This window comes from Phenylobacterium sp. (assembly GCF_030646615.1).
Lineage (GTDB): Bacteria > Pseudomonadota > Alphaproteobacteria > Caulobacterales > Caulobacteraceae > Phenylobacterium.
Map to the genome: position 1 here is coordinate 103,773 of NZ_JAUSLG010000074.1, position 24,263 is coordinate 128,035.

22 protein-coding genes are annotated in these 24,263 nt (G+C 69.7%); 19 read left to right on the forward strand and 3 right to left on the reverse strand.

Features of this window, described 5'->3' with window-relative positions; translation table 11 throughout:
- Nucleotides 1-75 precede the first annotated feature (75 nt).
- From Q7S93_RS13910 to murB, 12 genes are read left to right on the forward strand one after another with little or no spacing between them, the layout of a single operon-like run.
- A complete protein-coding gene (locus tag Q7S93_RS13910; protein ID WP_304714507.1) occupies nt 76-543 on the forward strand; it encodes a division/cell wall cluster transcriptional repressor MraZ in 468 nt (155 codons plus the stop codon).
- Nucleotides 540-1,472: a 16S rRNA (cytosine(1402)-N(4))-methyltransferase RsmH gene (gene rsmH, locus Q7S93_RS13915; RefSeq protein WP_304714508.1), complete on the forward strand. Its 933-nt coding sequence runs from the start codon at nt 540-542 to the stop codon at nt 1,470-1,472. Before Q7S93_RS13910 ends, rsmH begins: the two co-directional genes overlap by 4 nt.
- The gene (ftsL, locus tag Q7S93_RS13920) at nt 1,469-1,795 is read left to right on the forward strand and encodes a cell division protein FtsL (protein WP_304714509.1); all 327 of its coding nucleotides are present in this window, start codon (nt 1,469-1,471) and stop codon (nt 1,793-1,795) included. The genes rsmH and ftsL overlap by 4 nt, the downstream gene beginning before the upstream one ends.
- Nucleotides 1,792-3,558 carry a peptidoglycan D,D-transpeptidase FtsI family protein gene (locus Q7S93_RS13925; RefSeq protein WP_304714510.1) on the forward strand — a complete coding sequence of 589 codons (1,767 nt, stop codon included), beginning with the start codon at nt 1,792-1,794 and terminating at the stop codon, nt 3,556-3,558. The genes ftsL and Q7S93_RS13925 overlap by 4 nt, the downstream gene beginning before the upstream one ends.
- Nucleotides 3,555-5,009: a UDP-N-acetylmuramoyl-L-alanyl-D-glutamate--2,6-diaminopimelate ligase gene (locus Q7S93_RS13930; protein ID WP_304714533.1), complete on the forward strand. Its 1,455-nt coding sequence runs from the start codon at nt 3,555-3,557 to the stop codon at nt 5,007-5,009. The genes Q7S93_RS13925 and Q7S93_RS13930 overlap by 4 nt, the downstream gene beginning before the upstream one ends.
- Entirely contained in the window at nt 5,002-6,399 is a 1,398-nt protein-coding gene (locus Q7S93_RS13935; protein WP_304714511.1) for a UDP-N-acetylmuramoyl-tripeptide--D-alanyl-D-alanine ligase, read from the forward strand. The genes Q7S93_RS13930 and Q7S93_RS13935 overlap by 8 nt, the downstream gene beginning before the upstream one ends.
- Nucleotides 6,399-7,508 carry a phospho-N-acetylmuramoyl-pentapeptide-transferase gene (mraY, locus tag Q7S93_RS13940; RefSeq protein WP_304714512.1) on the forward strand — a complete coding sequence of 370 codons (1,110 nt, stop codon included), beginning with the start codon at nt 6,399-6,401 and terminating at the stop codon, nt 7,506-7,508. The genes Q7S93_RS13935 and mraY overlap by 1 nt, the downstream gene beginning before the upstream one ends.
- Before the next feature lie 19 nt (nt 7,509-7,527).
- Complete coding sequence (gene murD / locus Q7S93_RS13945) at nt 7,528-8,943, forward strand: UDP-N-acetylmuramoyl-L-alanine--D-glutamate ligase (protein WP_304714513.1); 1,416 nt, start codon at nt 7,528-7,530, stop codon at nt 8,941-8,943.
- Nucleotides 8,940-10,145: a putative lipid II flippase FtsW gene (ftsW, locus tag Q7S93_RS13950; protein WP_304714514.1), complete on the forward strand. Its 1,206-nt coding sequence runs from the start codon at nt 8,940-8,942 to the stop codon at nt 10,143-10,145. Before murD ends, ftsW begins: the two co-directional genes overlap by 4 nt.
- Nucleotides 10,146-10,154: 9 nt before the next feature.
- Nucleotides 10,155-11,255 (forward strand): undecaprenyldiphospho-muramoylpentapeptide beta-N-acetylglucosaminyltransferase, encoded by a 1,101-nt coding sequence (gene murG / locus Q7S93_RS13955; RefSeq protein WP_304714515.1) that lies wholly within the window; start codon nt 10,155-10,157, stop codon nt 11,253-11,255.
- Between the two features lie 33 nt (nt 11,256-11,288).
- Nucleotides 11,289-12,710: a UDP-N-acetylmuramate--L-alanine ligase gene (gene murC / locus Q7S93_RS13960; RefSeq protein WP_304714516.1), complete on the forward strand. Its 1,422-nt coding sequence runs from the start codon at nt 11,289-11,291 to the stop codon at nt 12,708-12,710.
- A complete protein-coding gene (gene murB / locus Q7S93_RS13965; RefSeq protein WP_304714517.1) occupies nt 12,707-13,606 on the forward strand; it encodes a UDP-N-acetylmuramate dehydrogenase in 900 nt (299 codons plus the stop codon). The genes murC and murB overlap by 4 nt, the downstream gene beginning before the upstream one ends.
- 3 nt (nt 13,607-13,609) lie before the next feature.
- Here murB and Q7S93_RS13970 read toward each other — a convergent pair whose 3' ends face one another.
- Complete coding sequence (locus tag Q7S93_RS13970; RefSeq protein ID WP_304714518.1) at nt 13,610-14,047, reverse strand: type II toxin-antitoxin system VapC family toxin; 438 nt, start codon at nt 14,045-14,047, stop codon at nt 13,610-13,612.
- Nucleotides 14,044-14,298, reverse strand: coding sequence for a FitA-like ribbon-helix-helix domain-containing protein (locus tag Q7S93_RS13975; protein WP_304714519.1), 255 nt, complete (start codon nt 14,296-14,298; stop codon nt 14,044-14,046). The genes Q7S93_RS13970 and Q7S93_RS13975 overlap by 4 nt, the downstream gene beginning before the upstream one ends.
- Before the next feature lie 217 nt (nt 14,299-14,515).
- On the opposite strand from Q7S93_RS13975, the gene Q7S93_RS13980 reads away from it, so the two are divergent.
- Nucleotides 14,516-15,235, forward strand: coding sequence for a class I SAM-dependent methyltransferase (locus Q7S93_RS13980; protein ID WP_304714520.1), 720 nt, complete (start codon nt 14,516-14,518; stop codon nt 15,233-15,235).
- Between the two features lie 109 nt (nt 15,236-15,344).
- On the opposite strand, the gene Q7S93_RS13985 is transcribed toward Q7S93_RS13980, so the two are convergent.
- A complete protein-coding gene (locus Q7S93_RS13985; protein ID WP_304714521.1) occupies nt 15,345-15,773 on the reverse strand; it encodes a GNAT family N-acetyltransferase in 429 nt (142 codons plus the stop codon).
- A gap of 286 nt (nt 15,774-16,059) precedes the next feature.
- Between Q7S93_RS13985 and Q7S93_RS13990 the strand changes: the two genes are divergently transcribed.
- The 6 genes from Q7S93_RS13990 to Q7S93_RS14015 form a co-directional block, all read left to right on the forward strand.
- Complete coding sequence (locus Q7S93_RS13990) at nt 16,060-17,103, forward strand: efflux RND transporter periplasmic adaptor subunit (RefSeq protein ID WP_304714522.1); 1,044 nt, start codon at nt 16,060-16,062, stop codon at nt 17,101-17,103.
- Nucleotides 17,100-20,201, forward strand: a complete 3,102-nt coding sequence (locus Q7S93_RS13995) for an efflux RND transporter permease subunit (RefSeq protein WP_304714523.1) — start codon at nt 17,100-17,102, stop codon at nt 20,199-20,201. The genes Q7S93_RS13990 and Q7S93_RS13995 overlap by 4 nt, the downstream gene beginning before the upstream one ends.
- Before the next feature lie 76 nt (nt 20,202-20,277).
- Nucleotides 20,278-21,225 carry a D-alanine--D-alanine ligase gene (locus Q7S93_RS14000; protein ID WP_304714525.1) on the forward strand — a complete coding sequence of 316 codons (948 nt, stop codon included), beginning with the start codon at nt 20,278-20,280 and terminating at the stop codon, nt 21,223-21,225.
- The gene (locus Q7S93_RS14005) at nt 21,191-22,105 is read left to right on the forward strand and encodes a cell division protein FtsQ/DivIB (protein ID WP_304714527.1); all 915 of its coding nucleotides are present in this window, start codon (nt 21,191-21,193) and stop codon (nt 22,103-22,105) included. Before Q7S93_RS14000 ends, Q7S93_RS14005 begins: the two co-directional genes overlap by 35 nt.
- 18 nt (nt 22,106-22,123) lie before the next feature.
- Nucleotides 22,124-23,458: a cell division protein FtsA gene (ftsA, locus tag Q7S93_RS14010; RefSeq protein ID WP_304714529.1), complete on the forward strand. Its 1,335-nt coding sequence runs from the start codon at nt 22,124-22,126 to the stop codon at nt 23,456-23,458.
- 300 nt (nt 23,459-23,758) lie between these two features.
- The coding region (locus Q7S93_RS14015; protein ID WP_370652168.1) for a cell division protein FtsZ at nt 23,759-24,263 on the forward strand (505 nt) is incomplete at its 3' end.

The following is a 24,263-nucleotide window of genomic DNA, read 5'->3' on the forward strand; positions in this document are numbered from 1 at the left end:
AACCCCGTGCGACCTGGGCGCGGGTTGGTGGGGATGGCGACCGGCGGCGGTCGCGGGAGAGGGTGTCGAGCGCGAATGTTTGTCTCGACCTTCGAGAAACAGCTGGATGCCAAGCGGCGCCTCGTGGTGCCGCAGGAGTTCCGCGCGCTCGTCTCGGGGCCTTTGGACGGCGTCGTCTGCTTTCCCTCCATCGAGGCCGACTGCATCGAAGGCGGCGGCAAGGCCCTGTTCGACCGCTACAACGGCCTGATCGAAGAGCTTGAGTTCGGCGATCCCCTGCGCTCGGCGCTGGAGGTCTCGGTGCTCGGCGGCATGGCGCGCCTGTCCTTCGACACCGCCGGCCGGGTGACCCTGCCCGAAACCCTGTGTGATCTGTTTGGCCTGACCGACTGGGTGGTCATCGTCGGCCTGGGCGATCGTTTCCAGATCTGGGAGCGCGAAGCCTTCCAGGCCCATCGCGCCGCTCAACGCGAACTGGCCCGGGAAGGGCTTGCCAAGATGCGCGCCGACCAGCGCGCCGCCCGCCTGGGGGTGGCCTCATGAGCGCGCCGCATCTTCCCGTTCTACTGAATGAGGTGGTCGAGGCCCTGGCCATCGCGCCTGGCGATGTGGTGGTCGACGGCACCTTCGGGGCCGGCGGCTATGCCCGCGCCTTCCTGGCGGCTGGCGCCAAGGTCACCGCCTTCGATCGCGACCCCACCGCCGCCCGTTTCGCCGCCGACCTGCCGGCTGAGGCCTTCACCCTGGTCTGCGCGCGGTTTTCGGAGATGGACGACATCCTCGGGGAGGGCGGCGCCGACGGCGTGGCCCTGGACCTGGGCGTCTCGTCCATGCAGCTGGACGAGGCCGAGCGCGGCTTCTCCTTCATGCGCGACGGCCCCCTGGACATGCGCATGGGCGACCAGGGCGAAACCGCCGCCGATCTGGTCAACACCGCCGAGCCGGAAGACCTGGCCCGCATCCTTTTCGTCTATGGCGAGGAGAAGAAGTCCCGCCGGATCGCCGGCGCCATTGCGCGCCGCCGGGTCCAGCAACCGTTCACCCGCACCGGCGAACTGGCCGACTTCATCGAAGGTGTCCTGGGCGGCCGTCGCGGCGCCAAGGCCCATCCGGCCACCCGCTCCTTCCAGGCCCTGCGCATCGCCGTGAACGACGAACTGGCCGAGCTTGAGGCGGGCCTTTTGGCCGCCGAGCGGGTGCTGAAGCCGGGCGGCCGGCTGGCCGTCGTCACCTTCCATTCCCTGGAGGACCGCATCGTGAAGGCCTTCCTGGGCGAGCGCGCCGGCCGCACGCCGGCCGGCTCGCGCCATCTGCCGCAGCAGCAGGATCCCCGCCAGCCCAGCTTCGAGCTCGCCTTCAACGGCGCCCGGACCTCCGGCCAGCTGGAACTGGACGCCAATCCCCGCGCCCGGTCGGCCAAGCTGCGCGCCGCTGTCCGCACCGAGGCCCCCGTCTGGAAGGTGGCCGCATGAGCGTCTTCACCCGTCGCGTCCGCGGCTTTCGCCTGATCGACGTGGTGGCCCTGGGCCTCCTCGTCCTCCTGATCATGAGCGTCTACCTGGCCAAGACCATGGCCAGTCGCGAGCGGGCGCAGATCGCCCGGGTCGAACGCGAAATCAGCTCTGAAACCGCCCGGATCCGCCTGCTGGAGGCCGAGGTCGCCCATCTGGAGCAGCCCTCGCGGATCGAGCGCCTCTCGACCGCCTATCTGGAGATGGCGCCGGTCACCGTGGATCAGGAGACGACGCCCGACACCCTGGCCATCGTCGCCCTTCCAAAGGTGTCGCGCCCATGAGCCTTGGCAGCGGCGTTCTCCAGCGGCGTTTCCCCTTCGGCCTCCGCTGGCTGGGGGCCGGTCTCTGGCGTCTTGAGCACGCCTTCGAGCGGGCCCGCGCTTCGGGCCGGGCTGAAGACGATGCCCGCATCCGCATCTTCTTCGTCATGGCTCTGTTTTCCCTGGGATTCGTCGCCCTGGCCATCGGCGCGACCCAAGCCGCGCTGTTTGCCGACGCCGCCCGCGGCGGCGCCGCCGGCTGGATCTCGCCCCAGGCCCGGGCCGACATCGTCGACCGTCACGGCCGCCTGCTGGCCGCCGACCTGCCGCACTACGGACTCTACATCGACCCCTCTGAGGTCTGGGATGTGGCCGCCACCCGCGTGGCCCTGCGCGCCGCCCTGCCGTCGGTCGACCACGAGCGGCTTGAGCGGGCGCTGACGGGAGATCGCCGCACCTTCCTCACCGGGGGCATGACGCCGGTGGAGCGGGCCGCCATCCATCGCCTGGGCCTGCCGGGGATCACCTTCGAGCCCGAGCAGAAGCGCGTCTATCCGCTGAACAACACCGCCGCCCATCTGATCGGCTTCGCCGACACCGGCGGCCAGGGCCTGGCCGGCGCCGAGCTGGCCCTCAATGACGAGATCCGCAACCTGGCCGGCGCGGGCGGCGAGGTGGCCCTGTCCATCGACCTGCGCGTCCAGGGCGCGCTGGAGGACGAGCTGCGCAAGGCCGCCCTGACCTATGGCCCCCGCGGCGCCGTCGGCATCGTCGCCAATGTCCATACGGGCGAACTGCTCGGCGTGGCCAGCTATCCGGATTTCGACCCCAACAATCCCGGCTCGGCCTCGCCCGAGGCCCGCCTGAACCGGGCCGCCTCGGCGGTCTTCGAGATGGGCTCGACCTTCAAGGCCTTCACCGTGGCCGTCGGCCTGGACGCCGGCGTCGCCACCATGGCGTCCACCTTCGACGCCCGCGAGCCCTACAAGCTGGGCTACCGGACCATCCACGACTATCACGCCTCCCGGAAGATCCTGACGCTCGTGGAGGTGTTCCAGCACTCCTCCAACATCGGCACCGCCAAGCTGGCCGTGGGAGTTGGGCCCGAACGCCTGAGCCGCTACTTCACCGATCTTGGCCTGACCACGGCCGCGGCCATCGAGCTGAAGGAGTCGGCCTCGCCCCTGACGCCCAAGGTCTGGAACGAGGACGCCGTGGCCTCGACCTCCTTCGGCCACGGGATGAACGTCTCGCCGCTGGCCCTGACCCGGGCCATGCTGCCCCTGCTGAACGGCGGCAAGCTGGTGCCGCTCACCATCCACAAGCGCGAGCCGGGCTTCCGGCCTCCCGCCAAACAGGTGCTGTCGGAAACCACCTCGGCCCAGATGCTGCAGATCATGCGCGCCAATGTGACCGGCGGCAGCGGCGGCAAGGCCGATGCGCCGGGCCTGAGCGTCGGCGGCAAGACCGGCACCGGCGAGAAGTATGATCCCGAAATCCGCCGCTACAACGGGAAGCGCCAGGTGTCGTCCTTCGCCGCCGTCTTCCCCTCCGATGGGCCGCTGGAGAACGATCGGTATTTCGTGCTGATCCTGCTGGACGAGCCCCACGGCACGCCGGAGACCTTCGGCTATTCCACGGGCGGCTGGGTGGCTGCGCCGGCCACCGGCGCCCTCATCGCCCGGATCGCGCCGTTCCTGGGCGTCTCGCGCCATGTGGGGCCGATGGAGAACCAGCCCCGCCTGGCCTCGATCCAAACGCCGGCCGCGGGAGGTGATCTCTGATGGCGCGTCTCTCCGATCTCGTCCGGCGTGAGCTGGCCATTGATCCGCAGGTGACCGGCGTCACCGCCGATAGCCGCAAGGTTCGGCCGGGCTATCTGTTCGCCGCCCTGCCAGGCGCCCAGGCCGACGGCGCGGCCTTCGCCGCCCAGGCGGTCGCTGCGGGCGCTGTCGCCATCCTGTCGGCCGAAGCCCTCTCCGGCCTGGACGTGCCGGTGGTGACTAGCGCCGATCCCCGGCGCGCCTACGCCCTGGCCGCCGCCGCCTTCTGGGGCGCCCAGCCCCCCGTCGTGGTGGCGGTGACCGGGACCAACGGCAAGACGTCCGTCGCCACCTTCTGCCGCCAGATCTTCGCCAGCGCCGGCCGCAAGGCCGCCAGCATGGGCACCCTCGGCGTCCTGGCCACCGGGCCTGGCCTGAACGAACAGCTGACGCCGTCGGGCCTGACCACCCCGGACGCCGCCGACGTCGCCGAGCTGATGTCCCGGCTGGCTGGCCTCGGCGTGACGCACCTGGCGCTGGAAGCGTCATCCCATGGCGTCCACCAGCGTCGCCTGGATGGGGTGGCGCTGACGGCTGCGGGCTTCCTCAACCTGACCCAGGATCATCTCGACTATCACGGGGACATGGCCAGCTATCAGGCCGCCAAGCTCCGCCTGTTTGAAACCCTGCTGCCACGGGGCGCCACGGCGGTGCTCAATGCCGACTCCGAGGCCTTCCCGGCCTTCGCCGCCGCCGCCATCCAGGCGGGCCAGGCCATCCTCTCGGTGGGCGAGGGCGGCCAGAGCCTGCGCCTGGACCGCCGCGAGCTGCAGCCGGACGGTCAGCGCCTGAGCCTGATCCATGACGGCCGCACCTATGACCTGCGCCTGCCCCTGGCCGGCGCCTTCCAGGCGGCCAACGCCCTGGTCGCCGCGGGTCTCTGCCTGGCGGCCGGCGAGAGCATCGAGACGGTTCTGGCCGCCCTGGAGCGCCTGGAGGGCGCGCCGGGCCGCCTGCAGCGCGTCGGCGCCGGCCCCCGGGGCGGCGAGGCCTATGTGGACTACGCCCATACGCCCGATGGACTGGAGACGGTGCTCAAGGCCTTGCGCCCGCACACCCGCGGCCGGCTGATCGCCGTCTTCGGCGCCGGCGGCGATCGGGACGCCGCCAAGCGCCCCCTGATGGGCCAGGCCGCCGCCACGTTCGCCGACATCGCCATCGTCACCGACGACAATCCCCGCAGCGAAGACCCTGCCGCGATCCGCGCCCAGGTCCGCGCGGGCGCCCCCGACGCCCAGGACATCGGCGATCGCCGCGAAGCGATCGCCGCCGCCGTCGCCCTGCTGCGGGACGGCGACGTCCTGGTGGTGGCGGGCAAGGGCCACGAGCAGACCCAGACCATCGCCGGGGTCGTCCATCTCTTCGACGACGTGGCCGTCACCGCCCAGGCGCTGGAGGCCGTGCATGTCTGAGCCCCTCTGGACCGCCCAGGAAATCGCCCAGGCCGTGGGCGGCGAGATCATCGGCGGCGACTTCGCCTTAACTGGCCTGTCCATCGACAGTCGCTCGGTGGAGCCCGGCGACCTGTTCATCGCCCTGGCCGGCGCCCGGGATGGCCACAGCTTCGTCGCCAAGGCCCTGGCGCAGGGGGCGGCCGGCGCCCTGGTGTCGACGCCCCAGGGCGGACCGGCCGTGGTGGTCGGCGATGTCTTCCAGGCGCTCGAAGCCCTGGGCGTCGCCGCTCGGGATCGTGCGACCCAGGCCCGCCGCGGGGCGATCACCGGCTCGGTCGGCAAGACCAGCGTCACCCAGGCGGTGCGCGTCGGCCTCGCCATGGCCGGCAAGGCGCATTCGTCGGTGAAGTCCTACAACAACCATATCGGCGTGCCGCTGACCCTGGCCCGCATGCCCCGCGACACCGAGCGCGCAGTGTTCGAGATCGGCATGAACCACGCCGACGAGATCACGCCCCTGTCGCAGATGGTGCGGCCCCATGCGGCCCTGATCACCACGGTCGGCCCGGTGCATGTGGAGAATTTCCCTGACGGAGAGGCCGGGGTGGCCCACGCCAAGGCCGAGATCTTCGACGGGATCGCGCCGGGCGGCGTGGCCATCCTCAACGCCGACAATGTCTGGTTCGACCAGCTGCGCAGCGCCGCCCTGGCGGCCGGGGCGCAGGTCCGCACCTTCGGCACGTCCGAGGGCTGCGACGCGCGGCTGATGGCCTTCAATCCGGGCCCGGGCGAGGCTGTGGTGCGCGCGGTTCTGAACGGCCAGGCCCTGGACTTCCCGATCCTGCAGACCGGCTTCCACTGGGGGCTGAACAGCATGGCGGTGCTGTTGATGCTGGAGGCCCTGGACGTGACGCTCGAGGACGCCGTCACGGCCCTGGGGGCTTTCGAGCCCCTGGCCGGCCGCGGCGCCGAGCGCCAGGTGGCGATTCCCGGCGGCGCCTTCACCCTGATTGACGAGAGCTACAACGCCAATCCGATCTCCATGGCCGCGGCGATTTCCAGCCTCGGCGCCCGCAAGCCTGAGGGGCGGCGGATCGTCGCGCTGACCGACATGCTGGAGCTGGGGGCCGAGGCCGAGGCCTTCCACCGCGCCCTGGCCGCGCCCCTGGAAGCGGCCGATGTGGACCTGGTCTTCTGCGCCGGGCCCTTGATGAAATCCCTCTGGGACGCCCTTCCTTCGACTCGTCGGGGCGGGTACGCCGAGAGCGCAGCCCAGATTGGGCCGCAGGTCGTCCAGGCCGTAGAGCCCGGCGATATCGTGATGGTCAAAGGGTCCAACGGTTCCAAAGCGGGTGCGGTCGCCGCCGCCCTCGTCGAGGCTGGCCGTGAGCTGGGGGGGCAGGGCTGATGTTCTATTGGCTCTACACGCAGATGTCGGCTGAGGGGCACGTGCCCCTGCTCAACCTGCTGAAATATCTGACGTTCCGGACTGGCATGGCGCTGTTTACAGCCCAGCTGGTGGTCATGCTCATGGGCTCGCGCTTCATCCGCTGGATGCAGGCCAAGCAGGGCAAGGGCCAGCCGATCCGCGCCGACGGCATAGAGCGCCACATCGTCGAAAAGGCCGGCACGCCGACCATGGGCGGGGTGATGATCCTGGCCGGGCTGATCGTCGGCACCCTGCTGTGGGCCGATCTCTCCAACATCTATGTCTGGGTGGTGCTGTTCGTCACCGCCAGCTACGGCGTCCTGGGCTTCACCGACGACTACGCCAAGGTGACCAAGCAGACGACGGCCGGGGTCTCCAGCCGGGTGCGCCTGATCCTCGAAGTGGCCATCGCGCTCGCCGCCGTGGCCATCCTGATCATCTATGGCGGCCGGACGGCGGAGTCGCCGGAACTGCCGACCTCGGTGGCCTTCCCCATCTTCAAGCAACTGCTGCTGGACATGGGCTGGTTCTATCTGGTGTTCGGGGCCCTGGTGATTGTGGGGGCGGCCAATGCGGTGAACTTCACCGATGGCCTGGACGGCCTGGCCACCGTGCCGGTGATGATCGCCGCCGCGGCCTTTGGCCTGATCGCCTATCTCGTCGGCAACTACCTGTTCTCCAACTACCTGCAGCTCCATTTCGTGCCGGGGGTAGGGGAGGTGGCCGTGCTGTGCGGCGCCATCATCGGCGCTGGCCTGGGCTTCCTCTGGTACAACGCCCCGCCGGCCAAGATCTTCATGGGCGACACCGGCTCCCTGGCCCTGGGCGGCGCCCTGGGCGCCGTGGCGGTGGCCACCAAGCACGAGATCGTCCTGGCCATCGTCGGCGGCCTGTTCGTGCTGGAGACCCTGTCGGTGATGATCCAGGTGGCGTCGTTCAAGCTCACCGGCCGCCGCGTCTTCCGCATGGCGCCGATCCACCACCATTTCGAAAAGCTTGGCTGGTCGGAGTCCACCGTAGTGATCCGGTTCTGGATCGTCGCGGTCATGCTGGCCCTGCTGGGTCTTGCGACCCTGAAGCTGCGATAGGGAGGCTGGCGCGCAAACCATGATCCCGGTCCGCGGTTTCGAAGGCAAGACAGTGGCTGTGTTCGGCCTGGCCCGTACGGGGCTTGCGGCGGCGCGCGCCCTGCAGGCCGGCGGGGCCCAGGTGGCCCTGTGGGACGACCGGCCCGCCGCCCGCGAAGCCGCCCTGGCCGAGGGCTTCGAACTGACTGACCTGAACTCCGCTGACTGGTGGGGCTTTTCGGCCCTGCTGCTGTCGCCCGGCGTGCCGCTGACCCACCCCGCGCCGCACTGGACCGTCGAGCGCGCCAAGGCCGCCGGGGTCGAGATCGTCGGCGATATCGAGCTCTTCGCCCGGGCCGTGAACGCTGCGCCCGAGCATAAGCGGCCCAAGGTCGTGGCCATCACCGGCACCAACGGCAAGTCCACCACCACGGCGCTCATCGCCCATATCTGCGCCAGCGCCGGCCGCGACACCCGCATGGGCGGCAATATCGGCGTCGGCGTGCTGGGCCTCGAGGACATGCATGGCGGCGCGGTCTATGTGCTGGAGATGTCGTCCTATCAGCTCGACCTGACCTCGAGCCTGAAGCCCGACGTCTCCCTGCTGCTGAACATCACGCCTGACCACCTGGATCGCCATGGCGGCATGGACGGCTATGTGGCCGCCAAGCGCCGGGTGCTGTTGAACCAGGGCAAGGGCGACACCGCCATCATCGGGGTGGACGACCCCTATGGTCAGCGCATCTGCACCGAGGTGGTGGCCGCCAATCGCCGCACCATCGTGCCGATCTCGTCCAGCAAGGCCATCGGCCGGGGCGTCTATGTGCTCCAGGGCCTGCTCTATGACGCCACCGGTGAGCGGGCCGTCGAGATCGCCGACCTGCTGCGGGCCCGCTCCCTGCCGGGCCGTCATAACTGGCAGAACGCCGCGGCGGCCTATGCCGCGGCCCGGGGCCTGGGCCTGACGCCGGAAGAGGCGGCCGAGGGGCTGATGACCTTCCCCGGTCTCGCCCACCGGATGGAGACGGTCGGCCAGGTCGGCCGGGTGCGCTTCGTCAACGACTCCAAGGCCACCAACGCCGACGCCGCCCGCCAGGCCATGTCGAGCTATCCCAAGATCTACTGGATCGCCGGCGGCCAGGCCAAGGCCGGCGGCATCGAAGGTCTGGCCGACCTCTTTCCCCGCATCGAAAAGGCCTATCTGATCGGCGAGGCCTCCCATGTGTTCGCCGATGTCCTGACCGGCAAGGCGCCCGTGGCCGAGTGCGGGACCCTGGAGCGGGCCGTCGAGCGGGCCTATGCCGACGCCGCCGCCTCGGGACAGGACGCCGTCGTCCTGCTGTCGCCGGCCTGCGCCTCCTTCGACCAGTTCGCTGATTTCGAAGCCCGCGGGGACGCCTTCCGTCTTGCAGTCCAGGGCCTTGAGGCGCCTGTGCAGCGGGGCGCCCGGGCATGAGCGCCGCCGATCCTGCGGCTGATCCCGCCGCCCGGCCCAACCAGGCCCACGCCTTCGCCCGCAGCGACCGCTCGGCGATCGGCGTCTGGTGGTGGACCATCGACCGCTGGCTGCTGGGCGCCGTGGCCGTCCTGATCGGCCTTGGCATCCTCCTGGCCTTCTCCGCCAGTCCGGCGGCGGCGGCGCGGATGAATGTCGGCGACCCCTTCCATTTCGCCATCCGGCAATGCGTGTTCGCCGTGATCGGCGCGGCGGTGCTGGTCGGCACATCGATGCTCGACATCAAGTCGGTGCGGCGGGCGGCCTTCTTCATCTTTGTCGGCGCGATCCTGCTGATGATCGCCCTGCCGTTCCTGGGCCACAACGCCAAGGGCGCCACCCGCTGGGTCCAGTTCGCCGGCTTCACCCTGCAGCCGTCGGAATTCATGAAGCCGGCGCTGATCGTCCTGGTGGCCTGGATGTTCTCCGAGGGCCAGAAGGGGCAGGGCGTGCCCGGCGTCAGCATCGCCTTTGGCCTCTATGTGCTGGCCGTGGCGCTGCTGCTGATGCAGCCGGACCTCGGCCAGACCGTGCTGATCACCATCGCCTTCGGGGCGGCCTTCTGGATGGCCGGCGTGCCGCTGTCCTGGGTCATGCTGCTGGCGGGGACGGCGATCGCCGGCCTGTTCAGCACCTATTTCGTCTTCCCCCATGTGGCCGACCGGGTGAACCGCTTCTTCCGCCCCGAGGCCGCCGACACCCACCAGGTGGACCGGGCGGCCGAGGCCATTGCGGCGGGGGGCCTGTTCGGGCGGGGCCCTGGCGAAGGGGTCATGAAGCGGCACGTGCCCGACCTGCACAACGACTTCATCTATTCGGTGGGCGCCGAGGAATACGGCCTGATCTTCAGCCTGATCATCCTGGCGCTGTTTTCCCTGATCGTCATCCGCGGCCTCTACAAGGCGATGAAGCTCAGCAACGCCTTCGAGCAGGTGGCTGCGGCCGGCCTGTTCGTGCTGGTGGGCCAGCAGGCGATCATCAATGTGGCGGTGAACCTGAACCTGATCCCCACCAAGGGCATGACCTTGCCCTTCCTGTCCTATGGCGGCTCGTCCCTGATCGCCTCGGGCCTCACCCTCGGCCTGGCCTTGGCCCTGACCCGTCGTCGGCCGGGCGCCTACGCCCCGTCCGAAGGGCTCGCCAAGGCCGGCGCCTTCGCCTAAACGCAAGCCATGCGTAAGCTCGCCGTGGTCGCCGCCGGGGGAACCGGAGGCCATCTCTTTCCCGCCCAAGCCCTCGCAGAGACGCTGCTCGCCCGCGGCTGGCGGGTGGTGCTCGCCTCGGACGAGCGCGTCGCCGCCTTCGCCGAGAACTTTCCGGCCGAACAGCGGATCGGCCTGTCGGCCCGCACCTTCAAGTCCGGCGATCCCATCGGCATGGCCCAGGCGGGACTGGCGATCATCCAGGGGGTGATGCAGGCCCGGGCCGCCTTCCGTCGCCTGGACCCCGCCGTGGTGGTGGGCTTCGGCGGCTATCCGTCCGTGCCTGGCCTGTTGGCCGGGATCACCCAGGGCCGGCCGACCGTGATCCACGAGCAGAACGCCGTCATGGGCCGGGCCAATCGCCGTCTGGCCAGCCATGTGACCGCCGTCGCCTGCGCCTTCCCGACCCTGCAGAAGGCCCCGCCCAAGGTGGCGGAAAAGGCCGTGGCGGTGGGCAATCCTGTGCGCCAGGAAATCCGCGACCTGGCCGACAAGCCCTATCTGCCGCCCGAGGAGGGCGGCACATTGCGCCTGCTGGTCACCGGCGGCAGCCAGGGCGCGCGCCTGCTGTCGGAGCTGATGCCCGAGGCCATCCGCGCCCTGCCGGAGGATCTGCGGGTGCGCCTGCGGGTCCAGCAACAGACCCGCAAGGAGTCCATGGACGGCGCCCGGCGCATCTATGCCGACGCCATGGTCGAGGCCGAGATCGCGCCGTTCTTCCGCGACATGGCCACCCGCCTGCGCCAGGCCCACCTGGTGGTCGGCCGCGCCGGCGCCGGCACGGTGTGCGAGTTCGCCATCGCCGGCCGGCCCTCGATCCTGGTGCCCCTGGCCATCGCGCTGGACGACGACCAGGGCCAGAACGCCCAGGTCATGGCCGACGCTGGCGGCGCCGTGATCGCCCGCGAGAACCAGCTGACGGTGGATTCCATGTCCAACGCCCTGGAAAAGCTGCTGACCAATCCCGAGCGCCTGGCCCGCATGGCCGCCGGCGCCCGGTCCATCGCCAAGCCGGACGCCGCCGAGCGTCTGGCCGACCTGGTCGAACAGACCGCCGCCCAGGGCCGCTAGGCCCGTTTCTCAAGCCACAGGCCTCGCCGCCCCATGAACCGCCGCCCCGTCCCCTTCGAACTCGGTCCCGTCCACTTCATCGGGATCGGCGGCATCGGCATGAGCGGCATCGCCGAGATCATGCTGCGCATCGGCTATACGGTGCAGGGCTCGGACTCCAAGGCCAGCGCCAACACCGAGCGCCTGGAGAAGCTGGGGGCCAAGATCTTCATCGGCCACGAGGGCGGTCAGGTCGAAGGCGCCTCGGCGGTGGTCTATTCCACGGCGGTGAAGCAGGACAATCCCGAGATGCAGGCGGCCCGGGAACGGCGCCTGCCCCTGGTGCGCCGGGCCGAGATGCTGGCCGAGCTGATGCGCCTGCAGTTCTCGGTGGCTGTCGGCGGCACGCATGGCAAGACCACCACCACCTCGATGATCGCCTCCCTGCTGGACGCCGGCGGCCTTGATCCCACGGTGGTCAATGGCGGGATCATCAACGCCTATGGCACCAACGCCAAGGTGGGCGAGGGGGACTGGATCGTCGTCGAGGCCGACGAGAGCGACGGCACCTTCCTGAAGCTGAAGTCCACCGTCGCGGTGGTCACCAATATCGACCCCGAGCACCTGGATCACTACGGCGACTTCGAAGCGGTGAAGAAGGCCTTTCAGGACTTCATCGAGAACATCCCCTTCTATGGCTTCGCGGCGGTCTGCACCGACCATCCCGAGGTGCTGGCCCTGACCTCCCGGGTCGAGAACCGCCGGCTGGTGACCTATGGGGTCAATCCCCAGGCCGAGGTCCGCGCCGAGAAGATTTCCATGGGCCCCGACGGCGCCCATTTCGACGTGGTGATCCGCCCCCTGCAGGGCGAGCCGATCCGCATGGACAACCTGCACATGCCCATGGCCGGCATGCACAATGTCCTGAACGCCCTGGCCGCCGTGGCCGTGGCCCGCGAACTGTCGGTGGACGCCGAGGCGATCCGCGCCGGCCTCACCGGCTTTGGCGGGGTCAAGCGCCGCTTCACCACCACCGGAACCTCCGGCGGCGTGCGGGTGATCGACGACTATGGCCACCATCCCGTCGAGATCAGCTCGGTGCTGAAGGCGGCGCGGGCGGTGACCAATGGCCGGGTTCTGGCCGTGGTCCAGCCCCATCGCTATTCCCGGCTCAAGGACCTGTTTGAGGACTTCTGCGCCTGTTTCAGCGACGCCGACGTGGTGATCGTGGCCGATGTCTATGCGGCCGGCGAAACGCCTCTGGCCGGCGCCAGCCGCGAGGCCCTGGTGGATGGCCTGCGCCGCTACGGCCATCGCCGCGCCCTGCCGCTGCCTGGCCCGAAAGACCTGGCCCGCCTGGTGCTGCAGGAGGCCAAGGACGGCGACCTGGTAGTCTGCCTCGGCGCCGGCGACATTACGACCTGGGCCTACGCCCTGCCGGGCGAACTCGACGCCTTGCGCAGCGCCGCCCCATGACCTGGCGTGATCGCCTGCCGGCTGTGCGCGGCAAGCTGCTGCGGGACGAGTCGCTCTCGCCCTTCACCTGGTTCCGGGTGGGCGGGGCCGCCGATGTGCTGTTCCTGCCGGCCGACAGCGACGACCTGGCGAGCTTCCTGCGCGGCCTCGACCCGGCGGTCCCCGTCACCGTCCTGGGGGTCGGCTCCAACGTCATCGTCCGGGACGGCGGGGTCGAGGGCGTGGTCGTGCGCCTGGCCGGCCGGGCCTTTGGCCAGATCACGGTCGAGGGCCTGAAGGTCACCGCCGGCTCTGCGGCTCTGGACGCCATGGTCGCCCGCGCGGCGGCCAAGGCGGGCGTGGCGGGCCTGGAATTCTATGCCGGCATCCCCGGCTCCATCGGCGGCGCCCTGACCATGAACGCCGGCTGCTATGGCGCCGAGACCAAGGACGTGCTGGTCTCCGCCTGGGGGATCGACCGCACGGGCGCCCGTCGGGACTTCGCCCTGGCCGACTTCGGCTACACCTATCGCCATAGCGCGGCGCCCGCCGACATCATCTGGATCGAGGCGGTCTATGAGGGCCAGGCCGACGACCCCGCCGCCATCACCACCCGCATCGACGAGATCACCACCCGGCGGGAGACCACCCAGCCGATCCGCGAAAAGACCGGCGGCTCCACCTTCAAGAACCCGCCAGGCCACTCGGCCTGGAAGCTGGTGGACGAGGCCGGCTGGCGCGGCAAGCCCCACGGCGGCGCCATGTTCTCCCCCCTCCACGTCAACTTCATGATCAACACCGGCGAGGCCACGGCGGCCGATCTGGAAGGCCTCGGCGAAGCGGTGCGCGCCGATGTGGCGGACAAGCTGGGCGTATCCCTCGACTGGGAAATCAAGCGGATCGGGCGAGCGGGCTGAGGCTCAGGTCGCGGGGATGTCTTCGCCAAAGCGCCAGGGATCAATCACCTTCAGGCCGCCGGCCATAAACGCGCTCACGTCGCGGGACGCTACGGCGAACCCGTGCACCGCAGCAATTGCGGCGATGTAGCCATCTGGCGTGGGAAAGCCCCTGCCGGCCACACGAGCCGTGACGGCCTGATCGGCGTAGCGCTGCGCCGCCCTTATGTCGAAAGGCAGTACGCGGTCGGCAAACAGGGTCAGCACGCCATCCACCACCGCATGCAGCCGGTCCTTCCGTGCTCCCGCCGGGAGCACGCCGACGCCGAATAGGAGTTCGGCGACGGTGACGCTGGAGATGAACAGCGTCTCGGCCGCCTGTGCGTCAAGCCAGCGAAGAACTGCCGGATGCGGCTCAGGCTTCATCGCCTCCGAGACGACATTGGTATCGAGCAGGATCATTCGAACCGCAGGGGTTCGGCAGGCGTCCTGTCGCGGGTTTCGTCGAGCGCTTCAACATCTGCATTGGTGAGCCCGATGTTCCGGCTCATCTCGGCCAGCGCTGTGCCAAGCCGAACCCGGCTCGCCGGCCGCACGGCCGCTTCTAGTATGACGCGCATCTCAGCCTCGGTGCTGCGACCATGCTGCGCAGCCCGCACCTTCAAGGCGCGGTGGGCCTCATCTGAAAGGTTGCGAATGGTCACGGCGGCCATGATGGCTAAGACTCACATTGACAGCATTGATGGCAATTTACTGAATATGCCATCGCCGCTCAAGGGGGCCAGCGTTGAACTTCGACATCTTCGGTAAGCGCTCGTAGGGTTGGTCGTGGGCACAGAACCGCCAATCATCATTCATCCCCGGGTACGAGCCTGGCTCGAAATCCGTGAGCCGCTTGAGCGACAGCTGTCTCCCCTGGGACGAGCGGCCATGCAGACTCTGGGGCTGGCCGAAGGCGAACGCGTCCTGGATGTCGGTTGCGGGGTTGGCGGCACGCCCATCGATCTCGCCCAGGCTGTCGGGCCGAGCGGATGGGTCGTGGGATTGGAGCTTCTGCCCGCCGCCGTCGAGGCGGCGAGGCGGACAGAGGGCCTGCCGGCCAATGTCTCGTTCGAATGCGGCGACGCACAGACAATCCCGCTCGCCCCAGGCGCATTCGATGCGATCTTCTCCCGGTTTGGGATGATGTTCTTCGCCAAGCCGGCGGACGCCCTGAGCAATCTGAGGCAGGCGTTGCGTCCTGGGGGGCGGATGAGTTTCGTTTGCTGGAGAGCGCTGTCGGAGAACGAGCTCGATAGCTTCCCGCTAGGCGCCGCTGCGCCGTATCTACCGGATGAGCTTGTGACCCAGGCCCCGAAGGCCGCCCCGTTCTCGTTCTCCGATCCCGACCACCTATTGAACCTCATGCGGGCGGCCGGCTTCAGAGCGATCAGGATCGATGCTCATGACGCGCTTGTCAGCAGTGGAGACCTGGAGTCCATGGTCGAGGTCTGTTCGCGGGTCGGTGCGCTCGGCGCCATCCTGCGTGAGCATACCCATCTCGTCCCAGAGGCGACCTCGGCCCTGAGGGAGGCTCTGGCCGCCCGGGACGGGCCGGGCGGTCCAGGGTTGCGCGCCTCAACCTGGATTGTCTCCGCCCAAGCCGGTTGAGCCTGCGACACTCTTCCTACGCTCGACGCGCCTACGCAGCGCGCTGCTGGCCTGGCCCACCTAAGGCGAGTGGCCATCGGACTGGCGGTCGAGGCGCCACCCGTCGGACCTAGTCTACGGCAAGCCGCTTCTGCATGAAGTAGCGTGGGAATATTGGTGATGGTCCGTCCAACTGCCCAAACACCTCAAATCCTAGCCGCTCGTAGAAGGGCCGCGCCTGGAAGGCGTAGGTGTCCAACCACATGTGACGGCAAGTGAGCCGTCGGGCTTCGTCCTCAGCCTGCCTCATAAGTTCCCGCCCGAAACCCTGTCCGCGAGCGTGCTCTGGCACAACCACGAGGCCGATATAAAAGGACCCCCATAGCGCGAGCGCCCATAGGCCCCCAGCGACTGCTGGGGCGCCGTCATGACTCAGCGTCAGGGCGAAGGACGTACCCTCCGCTTCGCTGGCGATGGTCTGGTTGAAGGCGAGCAGAGGCGCCCAGATGGGCATGTAGGCTGCGCCGGGATCGGCGGCGGCTGCGATCGTGTAGGTCATAGCTCTTCCGGTCTGAAGGAGGGGTGGTGATGGCGGACAAGCGCCAACACGGCCGCAGGCGACGGACCTGTGGCGCGAGGCTCTTCCGGAGAGCCGACTTCAGACTGCGACGAAACCGATCATGTGCAGAGCTTAGTTGGGAGGCGATGGATATCAATGGCCCCATGAAAGCGCGCTTCGAACGCTTCCCGTTTACATCGTAAGCTAACACTGTTTAGATCACCCCTCCAAAGGGATGGGGTGAGCCATGCGCAGGACCTGTGCGAAGGCGTTTCTGGGGTTGGGTATGGCGGGGTTGCTCGCCGCCTGCGGGGGCGCTGATCCTGAGGCGGCCACGGCACCCTTGCCGGCGGTAGAGGCGGTCGCGGTGCGCGATCCCAGCGGGGCGTCGCAGATCACCGCCACCGGCGCCCTGGCCCGCCAGCGGGAGGCGCAGCTGTCGTTCCGCGTGCCCGGCGTCATTACAGAACTCACCGTGGACGAGGGCGACACCGTCCGCGCCGGCCAGGTCATTGCGCGCCTGGACCCCACGACGGTGGAGGCCGGCCGCCAGCGGGCCCAGGTGGAGCTTGACCGCGCCCGTCGCGACCTGGAGCGGGACCAGGCCCTGTTCGACAAGGGCTTTGTCAGCCGCCAGCGGATCGATGATCGCAAGAGCGCGCTCGCCGCCGCCGAGGCGGCCTATGCGTCGGCCGCCTTCGACCGCCGCTGGGCGACCCTGACGGCGCCGGCCGCCGGCGTCGTCCTGTCGCGGACCATGGCGGCGGGGCAGGTGGTCCAGGCCGGCCAGGCGGTGGTCACGCTCGCCGACGCCGGCTCGCCCCTGGTGCTGCGCGCGCCGGTCCCCGATAGCCAGGCGGCCCGCATCGCCATGGGGGCCTCAGCCCAGGTGCGGGTGGGGGATCAGACCCTGCCGGGCCGGGTCATCCTGATCGGCGGCGAGAGCGGGGCGTCCACCGGCACGGTGGATGTGGAGATCGAGATCGCCGCGGCGCCGGGCCTTCGCAGCGGCCAGGTGGCCACCGCCTCGATCGGCGCCGCCCCCAGCCTGGGCGGCGAGGCGGGCTATGCCCGGGCGCCGGCCGAGGCGATCCAGGAGGCCGACAACGGCCGCGCCTTCGTCCTGCGCCTGGACAACGGGGTCGCGCGACGCACGGCGGTGGAGTTTGGCGGCTTTGACGGGGATGACGCCCTGATCCGCGGCCTGCCGGCTGGAGCGCGGGTGATCACGGCCGGCGGCGGCTTTGTCGGCGACGGCGACAAGGTGCAGGTGGTCGATCCCACGGCCCTGGTCGCCCAGGCCCAGAACGCCCGGGGCGCGGCGCAATGACCTTCGATCCCGCCGGCTTCGCCGTCCGCAGGTGGCAGTTCACCCTGGTGGCCTTCGCCCTGCTGACGGCGCTCGGCCTCAACGCCTTTTCCAGCATCCCCCGGTCCGAGGACCCGCATTTTCCAATCCCCGTCATGATCGTCCGCGCCGTCCTGCCCGGCGCCGAGCCCACCGAGATGGAGCAGCTGATCGCCGATCCGCTGGAGGACGCCCTCGACGGCCTCGACGATGTGGGCGAGATCCGCTCCACCAGCCAGGACGGCTCGGCCGTGGTCCAGGTGGAGTTCGACTGGAGCGTCGACACCGACCGCAAATATGACGAGGTGGTGCGCGAGGTGAACGCCCTGCGGCCGACCCTGCCGGCCGGCCTCGCCCTGCTGGAGGTGCGCCGGGCGCGCACCACCGAGGTGGCGGTGGTGCAGGTGGCCCTGGTCAGCGAGCACCTGCCCATGCGCCGCCTGGAAAAGGTGGCCGAACGCCTGCGCGAACGCCTGGCCCGGGCGCCGGGCGTGCGACAGGCCGAATATTGGGGGGCGCCGCCGTCGGAGGTGCAGGTGGCCCTGGACCTGCCCAGGCTGGCGGCCCTGCAGCTGCCGGCCACCGCCGTCGCCGACGCCCTGGCCGCGGCCGGCGCCGAGGCGCCTATCGGCGCGGTCCATGCCGGCGACCGCCGGTTCAACGTCAAGGCCGGCGGCGCCTTTCGTGATCTCGAGGCCATTCGCCAGACGCCGGTGCGGTCGGTGAACGGCCAGGTGGTGCGGGTCCAGGACGTGGCCCGGGTGGACTGGTCGCAGGCTGAGCCCACCCACCTGGCGCGGTTCAATGGCGCGCGCGCCGTGTTCGTCACCGTCAAGCAGAAGGACGGGGCCGACGTCGCCAAGCTGACCGCCGGGGTCAACGCCGCCCTGGACGAGTTCGAAAGGACCCTGCCTTCGGGGGTGAAGCTGGAGCGCGGCTTCCAGCAGGCGGAGAATGTGAAGCACCGGCTCAACCGCCTGTTCCGGGACTTCGGCCTGGCGCTGACCCTGGTGCTGATCACCCTGCTGCCCCTGGGCTTCCGGGCCGGGGTTGTGGTGATGATGTCGATCCCGCTGTCGCTGCTGATCGGGCTTTCGGTGATGCAGGGACTGGGCTTCACCCTGAACCAGCTGGCCATCGCCGGCTTCGTGCTCAGCCTTGGCCTGCTGGTGGATGACTCCATCGTGGTGACCGAGAACATCGCCCGGCGCCTGCGGGCCGGGGAGGACCGCACGACGGCCGCCATCAACGGCACGCGGCAGATCTCCATGGCCGTGCTCGGCTGTACGGCCACCCTCATGCTGGCCTTCCTGCCGCTGATGTTCCTGCCGGAGGGTGCGGGCGCCTATATCCGCTCCCTGCCGGTGGCGGTGCTGACCACGGTGGGGGCTTCGCTCCTGGTGTCGCTGACCGTCATCCCCTTCCTGGCCAGCCGCATCCTGTCGCGGCATGAGGACCCGGAGGGCAATGCGATCCTGCGGACGATCAATGGCGCCATCCATCGCTTCTACACGCCCATCCTGCACCGGGCCCTGGCGCGGCCGTGGGCGGCGCTGGGGATCATCCTCGCCATCTGCGCCACCACCATCCCGATGCTGGGGGCCATCGGCTCCTCCCTGTTCCCGCCGGCCGAGACGCCGCAGTTCATCGTGCGGATCGAAACTCAGCAGGGAACCTCGATGGCCAAGACCGACGAGGCCCTGCGCTATGTGGAGGCCCGCCTGGCCCAGGAAGAGGCGGTGGTCTGGCGCGCGGCGAACCTTGGCCGCGGCAATCCGCAGATCTTCTACAATGTGAACCAGGCTGAGCCGCAGCCCAACTATGCCGAGGTCTATGCGTCCCTGGCCGCCTGGGAGCCGGGCGAGAGCCCAGAGCTGCTGGATAGCCTGCGGCGGGATTTCGACCTCTATCCCGGGGCGCGGATCCGGGTGATCGTGTTCGAGAATGGCCCGCCCATCGAGGCCCCGATCGCGGTGCGGCTGCAGGGCCAGGACCTCAGCGTTCTCAAGGCCCTGGCGGCCCAGGCCGAGGCGGTGCTGAAGGCGACGCCGGGCGCCCGCGATGTCGCCAACCCCATGCGCCTGGACCGGACTGACCTCGACCTCGGCCTGGACGAGGCCAAGGCCGCCGCATTGGGCGTGCCGGCCGGCGCCGGCCGCCGCATCACCCGCCTGGCGCTGTCTGGGGAGTCCGTCGCCCGCTACCGCGACGCCGACGGTGACGATTACGCCGTCAATGTCCGCCTGCCGATGGAGGGCCGCAACGAACTGGCGGCCCTGGACGGGATCTATCTGCCGACCACCACGGGCCAGAACGTGCCCATGGCCGCGGTGGCGACGCCGGTCCTGACGTCCAGCCCCGCGCGGATCGACCGGGTGGATCGCCTGCGGACGGTCACCATCACCGCCTATGTCAGCACCGGCTACCTGACGTCCAAGGTGACCTCGGACGCCCAGGCGCGGCTCGATGACGCGATCGTCCTGCCGCCCGGCTACGGCCTGTCCCTGGGCGGCCAGGCCGAGGCCCAGTCGGAGAGCTTTGCGGGGCTGGGGGCAGCGGTGATGATCGCCATCTTCGGCATCCTGGCCGTGCTGGTCCTGGAGTTCGGCAAGTTCAAGACCGCCCTTGTGGTGGCCGGGATCATTCCGCTCGGCCTGTTCGGCGCCGTCGCCGCCCTCTGGCTGACCGGCGATTCCATGTCCTTCACCGCCACCATCGGCATGATCGCCCTGATCGGCATCGAGATCAAAAACTCCATCCTGCTGGTGGACTTCACCGAACAGCTCCGGCGCACCGGCGTGCCCCTGCGCGCGGCCATCGAGCGGGCGGGCGAGGTCCGCTTCCTGCCGGTGCTGCTGACCTCGGTCACCGCCATCGCCGGGCTGACGCCGCTGGCCCTGGAGGGGTCAGGCCTCTATTCGCCCCTGGCCATCGCCATCATGGGCGGACTGGTCACCTCGACCTTCCTGTCGCGGGTCGCCACCCCGGTCATGTACTGGCTGCTCTCGCGTGGCGAGCAAGAGCGGGAGCCGGACGCCGCCGCCGACGCCGTGCTGACCGCCCCGTCACCGATGATCTGAGGAGGCGAGGGCGCTTGACGCGCCGGCCCTGGCCGCCGAAGGGGAGGCCTCAAGCCCTCCGCAACACGAGACGCCCATGGCCTTTTCCGTCGCCGGTAAACACGTCGCCGTCCTGCTGGGCGGCCTCTCGCCCGAGCGGGAGGTCAGCCTGGTTTCCGGCGCGGCCTGCGCTGACGCCCTGGAGCGCCTGGGCGCCCAGGTCACCCGTCTGGACGCCGGCCGCGACGTGGCCCAGCGTCTGGCTGACCTCAAGCCCGACGTCTGCTTCAACGCCCTGCATGGGGAGTGGGGGGAGGATGGCTGCGTCCAGGGCGTGCTCGAAACCCTCGGCCTGCCCTACACTCATTCCGGCGTGCTGGCCTCGGCGCTCGCCATGGACAAGGCCAAGGCCAAGGCCGTCCTGGCCGCCGCCGGGGTGACGGTGCCGGGCGGCGGGCTGTTCAACCGGTTCGAGGCCGCCGCCGACCACGTCATGGCGCCGCCCTATGTGGTCAAGCCTAACGCCCAGGGGTCGTCCGTCGGCGTCTTCCTGGTCTTCGAGGGCGCGAATCGGCCGCCGCAGGAGCTGGTGGCGCCGAGCTGGACCTTCGGCGAAGAGGTGATGATCGAGCCCTATATCCGCGGAAAAGAGCTCGCCTGCGGCGTTATGGCCGGCAAGGCGATGACGGTGACCGACATCGTGCCCAGGACGGGGTTCTATGACTATGAGGCCAAGTACGGGGAGGGGGGGTCCGACCACGTAATCCCGGCTCAAATTCCGCCGCATGTCTTTGAAAAGGCGATGGAACTGAGTGAGAGGGCGCACGCAGCCCTGGGTTGCCGTGGAGTGACCCGGTCGGATCTTCGTTATGACGACATTAACGACATTCTGGTCCTCTTGGAGGTCAATACCCAGCCCGGCATGACGCCGACCTCGCTCGTCCCCGAGCAGGCGGCCAAGCTCGGGGTGGATTTCGACCAACTGGTGCATTGGATTACGGAGGACGCCTATGCCCGCGGCATTGCGGGGGGGAGCGCGGACTAAGGCGAAGCCCCGGGCCAAAGCGCCCTCCAGTCCCCGAAAGACCCGCGGCGCGTCCAAGGCTCAGGCGGCATATGCGCCGGGCAAGCTGGGCGCGGCCCGCGGCCTTGGCCTGTCCCCCGGACATGCCCTGATCGCGGCCGGCGGCGTACTGGCCTTGACCCTGGTGGTCGCCCTGTCCACCGGCGACCGCGCCGAGAAGATCGGCCAGGGAACCCAGGCCGCGCTGGGCCGCCAGTTCGCCAGCCTCGGGTTCCGCCTCAACGCCGTCCACGTCCAGGGCGCTTCGCCGGCCGCCACCGCCGACATCCTGGCCGCCGCCGGCGTCTACAAGGATCAGCCAGTGCTGGGCCTGGACCTCGACGCCCTGCGCGCCCGAGTTGAGGCCGTGGGCTGGGTCGAGGAGGCGCGGGTCGTGCGCCTGCTGCCCGACACCCTGATCATCGCCATTTCTGAACGCAAGCAACTGGCCGTCTGGCAGCACAACGGCGCCAGCCGGGTCATCGACGCCGAGGGCAAGGTCATTCCCGAGGCCAACCCCCTGCGCTCGGCCAACCTCCCCCTGGTGGTCGGCCAGGGCGCCGACCAGCACGCCGCAGCCATCCTGCCGCGGATCGCCTCCCGGCCCAGGCTGATGAGCCGGGTGGAGGCCCTGGTGCGGGTGGATGACCGGCGTTGGGACCTGCGGCTCAAGGACGGATCCCTCGTTCAACTCCCGGCGGTCGACGAAGAAGCGGCCCTGATTCAGCTGGAACAGCTCGACCAGCGCTCACGGATACTCGAGCTGGGCTTTGCACGGATCGACCTGCGCGATCCGACGATGGTGGCGGTGCGGCCGCGTGACCAGGTCCGCTCCGGCGGCCTGGTCGCCGACGGCGCCTAGGTGGTGGAAGGAAGAACCGTGCCGTTCGGGACCAAAACGGTCGAAAAACACAGCAGTCGCGACAGTCTGAAGGCGGCCCTGGGGCGTCAACCCCTGGTGGCGGCCGTGGATCTGGGCGCCTCCAAGGTCTCCTGCTTCATCATGAAGCCGGAAGGCGTGCGCCGGGCTGACCGGACACTGACGGCGGCCGGGGTGGGCTATGTCCAGTCCCGGGGGATCCGGGGCGGCGCCATTGTCAATCTGGACGAGGCCTCCGACGCCATCGCCCAGGCTGTCGAGCGCGCCGAGAACGTGGCGGGCGTCAACGTCCAGGGCGTGACCGTGGCCATGGCCGGCGGCCAGCTGAAGAGCCACCGCATTTCCGGCCGCGTCTCCCTCGGCGCCCGGCCGATCTCCGACCATGACCTGGTGCGCGCCATCCATGCGGCCCTGGCGCAGGTCAAGCTGCCCGACCGTCGCGCCGCCCACATCCTGCCCATCGCCTGGCGGGTGGACGGCCAGAGCGGCGTGCGCGACCCCCGCGCCATGTTCGGCCGCAGCCTGGCGGTGGAGCTGCTGGTGGTCTCGGTCAGCGAGACCGCCTTCCAGACGCTCGGCGCCTGTGTGGAGCGGGCGCACCTGCAGTTCGAAGGCGTGGTCGCCGCGCCCTTCGCCTCGGCCCTGGCGGCCCTGGAGGAGGACGAGATGGACCTGGGCGCCGTGTGCATCGACATGGGCGGCGGTTCGACCTCGGCGGCGGTGTTCACCGCCGGCAGCCTGGTGCATGTGGAAACCCTGCCGGTGGGGGGGCAGCACGTCACCGCCGACATCGCCCGCGGGCTGTCGACCTCCATGGCCGGCGCCGAGCGTATCAAGACCCTGCATGGCTCGGCCATCGCCTCGGCCAATGAGGATCGGGAGATGATCGAGGCCCCGCCCCGGGGCGACGATCCTGGCGCAGGCCCGGTGATCGCGCCGCGCTCCTTGCTCAAGGGCATCATCGCCCCGCGGGTGGAGGAAACCCTGGAACTGCTCCGCGACCGCCTCAAGGCGTCGGGCGCGCCAGTGGAGGCCGGGGCCAGCCTCGTCCTGACCGGCGGGGCCAGCCAGTTGGCCGGGGTCCGCGAGGTGGCCGTGCGGGTGTTCGACCGGCCGGTGCGTCTGGGGCGTCCGCGCCGGGTGCCGCATCTGGCCGACGCCGCCTCGGGCCCGGCCTTCTGTGCGGCGGCCGGCGTGCTGCATCGCGCCGCCTTTGGGCCGCGCGAAGCGGTCTCGGCGAAAAACGCCTCAGGCGCCCGCAGCCGGCGGGAAAGTCTTGATCCTCGGGCCAACCCGGTGACCAAGGCTGCGGCCTGGCTGCGGGAAAATCTCTAGGACCAAGACTAGATTCGCTGCGGCCAAGGTTAGGCGGGCCAATGGAATCTTGCGCTCTATGTGCGCCACGCCGTCGCAGTTCCGCGGCGGCGTGGTCACCGTAGACGGCCAAAATTTGGCCTTAAGCCTTATTCCACAACCAAAAAATGCGGGTCGTATAGGTCGACGGACCTCCGACTCAATGTAAGCGGTTTACGTTCGATTAAGGATGATGGTCGCTTAGTTAACCGCATCCCAATCGGAGCGCTTTGCGGGCGGGTCGCGTGCGCTTCAACAGATTTGCGGAGGACACAGGGTCCTATGGCTATTGCACTGACGGCGCCGCGCGAGACCGAGCTGAAGCCGCGTATTGTGGTGTTCGGAGTCGGCGGCGCTGGCGGAAACGCCGTGAACAACATGATCGAGGCGCACCTCGAAGGCGTGGAGTTCGTTGTCGCCAACACCGATGCTCAGCAGTTGGCCTTCTCTAAGACCGACCGCCGCATCCAGCTGGGCGCCACGGTGACGCAAGGCTTGGGCGCCGGCGCCCATCCCGAGGTGGGCATGAGCGCGGCCGAGGAATCCATTCCCGAGATCGGTGAGCACCTCGACGGCGCCCACATGATCTTCATCACCGCCGGCATGGGCGGCGGCACCGGCACCGGCGCGGCCCCGATCATCGCCAAGTGCGCCCGTGAGCGGGGCATCCTGACCGTCGGCGTGGTGACCAAGCCCTTCCACTTCGAGGGCCGTGACCGCATGCGCCTGGCGGACTCCGGCATCGCCGAGCTGCAGCGCTATGTGGACACCCTGATCGTAATCCCGA

Bases quoted from the DNA above. Each gene is read 5' to 3' on its own strand.
- Q7S93_RS13910 (WP_304714507.1), top strand. From the start codon at position 76: ATGTTTGTCTCGACCTTCGAGAAACAGCTGGATGCCAAGCGGCGCCTC.
- rsmH (WP_304714508.1), top strand. From the start codon at position 540: ATGAGCGCGCCGCATCTTCCCGTTCTACTGAATGAGGTGGTCGAGGCC.
- ftsL (WP_304714509.1), top strand. From the start codon at position 1,469: ATGAGCGTCTTCACCCGTCGCGTCCGCGGCTTTCGCCTGATCGACGTG.
- Q7S93_RS13925 (WP_304714510.1), top strand. From the start codon at position 1,792: ATGAGCCTTGGCAGCGGCGTTCTCCAGCGGCGTTTCCCCTTCGGCCTC.
- Q7S93_RS13935 (WP_304714511.1), top strand. From the start codon at position 5,002: ATGTCTGAGCCCCTCTGGACCGCCCAGGAAATCGCCCAGGCCGTGGGC.
- mraY (WP_304714512.1), top strand. From the start codon at position 6,399: ATGTTCTATTGGCTCTACACGCAGATGTCGGCTGAGGGGCACGTGCCC.
- murD (WP_304714513.1), top strand. From the start codon at position 7,528: ATGATCCCGGTCCGCGGTTTCGAAGGCAAGACAGTGGCTGTGTTCGGC.
- ftsW (WP_304714514.1), top strand. From the start codon at position 8,940: ATGAGCGCCGCCGATCCTGCGGCTGATCCCGCCGCCCGGCCCAACCAG.
- murG (WP_304714515.1), top strand. From the start codon at position 10,155: ATGCGTAAGCTCGCCGTGGTCGCCGCCGGGGGAACCGGAGGCCATCTC.
- murC (WP_304714516.1), top strand. From the start codon at position 11,289: ATGAACCGCCGCCCCGTCCCCTTCGAACTCGGTCCCGTCCACTTCATC.
- murB (WP_304714517.1), top strand. From the start codon at position 12,707: ATGACCTGGCGTGATCGCCTGCCGGCTGTGCGCGGCAAGCTGCTGCGG.
- Q7S93_RS13970 (WP_304714518.1), bottom strand. From the start codon at position 14,047: ATGATCCTGCTCGATACCAATGTCGTCTCGGAGGCGATGAAGCCTGAG.
- Q7S93_RS13975 (WP_304714519.1), bottom strand. From the start codon at position 14,298: ATGGCCGCCGTGACCATTCGCAACCTTTCAGATGAGGCCCACCGCGCC.
- Q7S93_RS13980 (WP_304714520.1), top strand. From the start codon at position 14,516: ATGCAGACTCTGGGGCTGGCCGAAGGCGAACGCGTCCTGGATGTCGGT.
- Q7S93_RS13985 (WP_304714521.1), bottom strand. From the start codon at position 15,773: ATGACCTACACGATCGCAGCCGCCGCCGATCCCGGCGCAGCCTACATG.
- Q7S93_RS13990 (WP_304714522.1), top strand. From the start codon at position 16,060: ATGGCGGGGTTGCTCGCCGCCTGCGGGGGCGCTGATCCTGAGGCGGCC.
- Q7S93_RS13995 (WP_304714523.1), top strand. From the start codon at position 17,100: ATGACCTTCGATCCCGCCGGCTTCGCCGTCCGCAGGTGGCAGTTCACC.
- Q7S93_RS14000 (WP_304714525.1), top strand. From the start codon at position 20,278: ATGGCCTTTTCCGTCGCCGGTAAACACGTCGCCGTCCTGCTGGGCGGC.
- Q7S93_RS14005 (WP_304714527.1), top strand. From the start codon at position 21,191: ATGCCCGCGGCATTGCGGGGGGGAGCGCGGACTAAGGCGAAGCCCCGG.